We start from the raw sequence: 4,445 nt of genomic DNA, 5'->3' as shown, positions 1-4,445 counted from the left end.
CGAGATCGACGCCCTGCACACGGCCCGCACGCCGTCCACGTTCTATTCGCGGCCCGACGACGTGAAGCGGCTGTTCCCCGACTTCGTGCCGGTGGAGAAGGACTATTTCCGCCGCACGGGCATCTTCCCGATCATGCACGTGGTGGCGATCCGCCGGTCCATCTACGAGGCCAACCGCTGGATCGCACAGTCGCTGTTCAAGGCGTTCTGCGAGGCGCAGGCGGTCACCTACGGCAACCTCGCGGTCACGTCGGCCCTGACGTCCATGCTGCCCTGGCAAGTCGCCGCTGTCGAAGAGGCTCGCGCAGAACTCGGCGACGACTGGTGGCCCTACGGCTTCGCGAAGAACCGGGCGGTGCTCGACACCTTCCTGCGCTACCACCACGAGCAGGGGCTCTCGGCGCGCCGCCTGCAGCCCGAGGAACTGTTCGCGGCGGAGACCTTCGAAGCGTTCAAGATCTGATGGCCGGCCTGCCGCCAGACGAGAGCCTGGGCTTCCAGGTCCGCCGCTGCCACCGCGCCTTCGACCGGGTGCTGCACGCCCACCTGGCGCCCGCCGGCCTGACCAGCGGATTCTGGTACTTCCTGCGGGCGCTCTGGCAGGAAAACGGGGCGACGCAGAAGCGGCTGGCGCAGCTCAACAACGTCACTGAGCCGACGGCGGTCACCGTGCTGGCCGCCATGGAGCGGCTGGACCTGATCCGGCGGGCCCGCAACGCGCAGGACCGGCGCAAGATCAACGTCTTCCTGACAGCGCGCGGCGAGGCCCTGGAGACGGAGCTGATCCCGACGGCGGCGCGGATCAACGAGGTCGCCGGCGAGGGCGTCTCGGCGGCCGAGCTGGCGACGTGCCTAAGCGTACTCAAGCGCATGACCGCCAACCTCGCAGCCGAGGCGGCGCGCGCGACGGCTTCCCAGCGGGTCGCAGATATGTAGAGTTCTAAGTAATTTGCGGGAGGAGCCGTTGGACGTCTTGAGAGGCCGGCCGCTGTGCGTCGTCGACATCCGGCTGGACGACGACGCGCCCCTGGCCCTGGGCAAATCGCCCTTCCGTAACCGCCGGGTCAGCTACATCGCGGGCGGGACCGTCGAGGGCGAGCGCCTGCGCGGCGAGGTGCTGCCGGGCGGCGGCGACTGGTCCGAGCTGGGGCCAGGGCCGGATGGCGCGGCCCTGACGCTCATCGACGTGCGCTCGATCTGGAAGACCCATGACGGGGCGCTGATCTACGTCACCTACAGCGGCCGGCTGGTGATCCCGGCCGCCGTGCTGGCCGCCTTTCGCGACCCGGCGCAGGTCGAGGCGCTGCCGGAGGAGAGCTATTACTTCCGCATCCAGCCCACCTTCGAGACCGCCGATGAGCGGTACGGCTGGCTGAACGCGCTCGTGGCGGTGGGCGTCGGCCGGCGCACGGCCAAGGGCGTCCGCTACCGGATCTTCGGCCTTGAGTAGCGAGGTCCGGCCTCGGCCGGCGTCTCCGACCTACGCCTGGTATGTCGTGGCTGTCTTGCTGCTGGCCTACACGCTGTCGTTCATCGACCGGATGATCCTGAGCTTGCTCGTCGGCCCGATCAAAACCGACCTCGGCATCAGCGACACCGAGATGAGTCTCTTGATGGGGTTCGCGTTCGCGATCTTCTACAGCGCGCTCGGCATTCCGCTGGGCTGGTTGGCGGACCGACGCGCCCGCCGCGGGCTGATCGTGGCCGGCGTTGCGGCCTGGAGCCTGATGACCGCCGCCTGCGCCCTGGCGCGCGGCTACGTCGGCCTGTTCCTCGCACGGGTCGGCGTCGGCGTCGGGGAGGCGACCCTGTCTCCCGCCGCCTATTCGATGCTGGGCGACTATTTCCCGCGGGAGAAGCTGGGCCGGGCCATGGCGGTCTACTCCATCGGCGTGCCGCTGGGCTCAGGCATCGCGCTGATGGCGGGTTCGGTCGTCGTGAAGCTGGTCACGGAGGGTCCGCCGGTGGCGCTCCCGCTCGTGGGCGAGCTCGCGCCGTGGCGGCTGACCTTCCTGTGGGTCGGCCTGCCGGGTCTGCTCGTGGCGTTGCTGGTGGCGCTGACGGTGCGCGAGCCGCCGCGCCAGGGCGACGCGTCGAAGGCGGGGCGCGGTGAACTGTTCGCCTTCTTACAGACCCATCCCGCGGCGATCGCGGCGCACTTCGGCGGGATGTCGCTCGTCGCCCTGGTGATGTACGGCGCCATGGCCTGGATCCCGCAATTCCTGCACCGGACCTACGCGATGCCGGTGCCCCAGGCGGGCCTGTGGTTCGGCGTGGCGACAGCCGCCTGCGGCGCGGCGGGCTTATTGCTCGGCGGCTGGATGGCGGACGGCCTCTACCGCCGCGGCTTCAAGGACGCCCACTTGCGGGTCATCCGCCTGAACGCGGTTCTGCTTCTGCCGCTCTTTGTCGGCATGGCGCTGGCGCCCACGGCGCCGCTCGCCCTGGGCCTGATGATCGTCGCGATGCTGATCGGCACCATCCACGGCGGCGTGGCCGGCGCGGCGCTCCAGCTCATCACGCCGAACCGCCTGCGGGCGCGGATGGTAGCGCTCTACTTCCTGGTGGCCAACCTGATCGGCCTCGGCCTGGGGCCGACGGCCATCGCCCTGGTCACCGACCTGGCGTTCGGCCGGCCGGAGGCTCTTCGCTACGGCCTGGCCATCGTCACCGGGGTGGCGCTGCCGGTCTCGGCGCTGATCCTGACCGCCGGGCTGAAGCCGTTCGCCCGCGCGGTGGAGGCCGCCGAGCAGAATACTTAGCATTCTATGGAATCTCGTGTACCGTGCCCCCAGGTCCCGCGCTGAAGACGGGCCAAGACGGGGAGGTTGCGAATGTCCAAGCGTCTGATCAATGGCGTGTCGTGGGCCGCCATGACCCTGGCCCTGCTGTCGGCCGGCCAGGCGGCCGCCCAGGGCACGGAGGTGTCAGAGCTCGTCGTCACCGCACAGCGGGTCGAGGAGAACATCCAGGAGGTGCCGATCGCCGTGACGGCCTTCGGCAGCGCCGCGCTCGAGCGGCAGTCGATCGAGACCCTGCAGGACATCGCCATCCGCACGCCCGGCTTCAGCGCCGGCCAGGTCGACCCGGTGCAGTCCAACTTCGCGATCCGCGGCATCGGCTCGGCCTTCGGGATCAGCCAGAACGCCGGCGGCGACGCCTCGGTGGTGGTCTTCGTCGACGGGGTCTACGCCGGCCGCGGCGGCACGCCCGACATCGACGCGCTGGACCTGGAACGCGTGGAGGTCCTGCGGGGACCGCAGGGTACGCTGTTCGGCAAGAACGCCGTCGGCGGCCTGATCCAGTACGTCAGCCGCAAGCCGTCCAACGACACCCGCCTGCGGATCGAAGGCGGCCTCGGCAACTACGATCGACGGACCATCAGTGCGCGGGGCAACGTGCCGCTCAGCGACACCGTGTACCTCTCGCTCGGCGGATCGCTGAAGTTCCGCGACGGCTACGAGTTCAACGAGACCACGGGCCACCACGTCAACGACCAGGACCTGCGGACGGCCGCCGTCGCCCTGCGCTTCCTGCCGAGCGAGGACCTCGACGTCGTGCTGGCCGCCGACTTCACCGACCAGGACCAGCGGGGCAACCCGCGCGACAACATCTGCGACGTCACCCTGCGCGCCGGCGTCCATTGCGTCGGCGTCAACCCCGATCCGCGGATCATGAACGCCTACACCGACGGCTACATCCGCCGCTGGCTGCAGACCTATCGGGGCGAGGTCAGCTGGAACACGCCGATCGGGACGGTCACCTCGATCACCGGCTACCGCGCCGTGACCCTGAACTTCCGCACGCCCTTCTTCTCCAACCCGGTGAATCCGCCGAACCAGATCGAGTCCACCGAGACCGACCACGAGAAGAACAAGCAGTTCAGCCAGGAGGTGCGGCTGGCGTTCGACGCCATGGACGGCCGGCTGCGCGGGCAAGTCGGCGCCTACTATCTGCGCGAGCACAACATCCGCATCGAGGACCTGCAGCAGGACTTCCCGACGCCGGCGATTACCGGCGTCGCCACCTATCCGCAGGACGTCGTCGCCAAGAGCTACGCCATCTTCGGCCAGCTGAGCTTCGCGGTGACCGACACGATCACCGTGACAGCCGGAGCGCGCCAGACGTGGGAGGAGAAGTCGGGCCACTTTATCGGCCTGAAGCTGTCCGGCCCGGGCCTGCCGCCGCCGCTGTCGGCCAACTACGATGTGCGCGGCCGCAAGAACTGGAACGCGCTGACGCCGCGGTTCGCGGTGGACTGGCAGGTGACGCCGGACGCGCTCGTCTATGCGTCGGCGACGCGGGGCTTCAAGAGCGGCGGCTTCCAGGGCATCGCCGGCTCGGGCGTCAGCCAGTCGACGCCGTACGACCCCGAGTACGCCTGGAGCTACGAGGGCGGCGCCAAGACCCAGTGGCTGGACAAGCGCCTGCAGGTGAACCTCTCG

The 4,445-nt window shown here is 69.5% G+C and carries 4 protein-coding genes and 1 pseudogene; all 5 read left to right on the top strand.

Translation table 11 applies throughout. The features are described from left to right. Window positions 1–463 (top strand): annotated as a pseudogene (locus tag VGD44_RS19835) (ABC transporter substrate-binding protein); the annotation flags it as partial. Continuing rightward, window positions 463–936 (top strand): MarR family winged helix-turn-helix transcriptional regulator, encoded by a 474-nt coding sequence (locus VGD44_RS19830; RefSeq protein WP_331090107.1) that lies wholly within the window; start codon window positions 463–465, stop codon window positions 934–936. The pseudogene VGD44_RS19835 and the gene VGD44_RS19830, both read left to right, overlap by 1 nt. A 28-nt stretch (window positions 937–964) precedes the next feature. Then, window positions 965–1,450 carry a DUF3237 domain-containing protein gene (locus VGD44_RS19825; protein WP_331090106.1) on the top strand — a complete coding sequence of 162 codons (486 nt, stop codon included), beginning with the start codon at window positions 965–967 and terminating at the stop codon, window positions 1,448–1,450. After that, window positions 1,443–2,762 carry an MFS transporter gene (locus VGD44_RS19820; protein WP_331090105.1) on the top strand — a complete coding sequence of 440 codons (1,320 nt, stop codon included), beginning with the start codon at window positions 1,443–1,445 and terminating at the stop codon, window positions 2,760–2,762. The genes VGD44_RS19825 and VGD44_RS19820 overlap by 8 nt, the downstream gene beginning before the upstream one ends. Window positions 2,763–2,834: 72 nt before the next feature. Then, window positions 2,835–4,445, top strand: a 1,611-nt coding sequence (locus tag VGD44_RS19815) for a TonB-dependent receptor (protein WP_331090104.1), incomplete at its 3' end; no start/stop codon positions are given.

It is taken from the genome of Phenylobacterium sp., assembly GCF_036402295.1.
Lineage (GTDB): Bacteria > Pseudomonadota > Alphaproteobacteria > Caulobacterales > Caulobacteraceae > Phenylobacterium.
This window is presented reverse-complemented; position numbering and strand designations above follow the sequence as displayed.